The organism is Wenyingzhuangia sp. 2_MG-2023, assembly GCF_030548295.1.
Taxonomy (GTDB): domain Bacteria; phylum Bacteroidota; class Bacteroidia; order Flavobacteriales; family Flavobacteriaceae; genus Wenyingzhuangia.
Window position 1 is genome coordinate 1 of sequence record NZ_JAUOSB010000055.1, and the last position, 1,146, is coordinate 1,146.

The following is a 1,146-nucleotide window of genomic DNA, read 5'->3' on the forward strand; positions in this document are numbered from 1 at the left end:
ACCGTTGTGTGTAACTACGAAAAAAATGAAAAATAAACATATACTAATCTTTTTCCTTTCTTTAAATCTATTTTCTCAAGATTTCAATGAGAGTTTAAACTATATTGAAACTGAAAATCAGAATTGTCTTGATAAAGGAAAATTCATGTATAACTGTTCTTTAGAATTTTACAATAAATCTGATAGTTTACTTAATGTTGTCTATAAAAATATTAGAAAAAAACTAACCAAAATTGAAAAGGAAAATTTTAAAAACAAGCAACTGAAATGGTTAAAACTAAGAAATGAAAAATTTAAAAAAATAAATAATCAAGACACAGAACAAGGAAACGAATTAGATGATTTAATGGTTAAAAATCAATATAAATCTGACATTGTAAACAAAAGAACACGTTTTTTAATTTCAAATTACATCAATAAAAAACCAAATAAAACTTTCTCTGAAATCACAAAATTTATACCTAAAAATTATTCAATACTTGATTCAGTTAAAGGAGATTTAAACAAAGATGAATTTGATGATTATATTCTTGTCTTGAGAAAAAAAGATGAAGAAAAGAGTTCAAAATACAATGAAAATAAGCCTGAAAAAAGACATTTACTAATTTTAATAGGTAACTCTCAAGGAAAATTAGAATTGAAAGCTGAAAATGAAAATGCAGTTTTATGTATTGATTGCTCAGGAGCTATTCACGGAGATTCCTTTGAAAAAGTAGTTATCAAAAACGGATACTTTTCTATAGAATATTATACTGCTGGAGGAAATACTAAATGGTCAAGAATTATAACATTCAAATATAATAATTTAGAAGAAAACTGGTTTTTACACAAAGACGGAACAGAATATTTTAGGTTCAATAACAGTGAAAATCTTAATTCGGAAGCTATCATAAAAACAGGAGAAGAAATTTTAACAGTTAAAAATTTTGGGGAAATTCAGTTTGAAAAATTTAACATCTACAAGTAAAGCTACACACAACACTGGCTAAAATTAATACGGGTTTTGTTTCTTACTCAAAGTTTTGTGTATATTTACTAAGTCGCCAAATCCTTTTTGATTTGGCTTTGAAATAAGAAAATTAAAACCAAAAAAAAGGCTTCGGCTTAGTCCGTGTTCGAAAAGGCTCTGCTCCTTTTCTTCCCGTA

1 protein-coding gene is annotated in these 1,146 nt (G+C 26.2%); it reads left to right on the top strand.

What is annotated here, in order from left to right:
• The first annotated feature begins 25 nt into the window (after positions 1 to 25).
• Positions 26 to 967 (top strand): lysozyme inhibitor LprI family protein, encoded by a 942-nt coding sequence (locus Q4548_RS16620; protein WP_303457146.1) that lies wholly within the window; start codon positions 26 to 28, stop codon positions 965 to 967.
• Positions 968 to 1,146: the final 179 nt, after the last annotated feature.

Coding starts and splice junctions, on each gene's coding strand:
- Q4548_RS16620 (WP_303457146.1), top strand. CDS start 26: ATGAAAAATAAACATATACTAATCTTTTTCCTTTCTTTAAATCTATTT.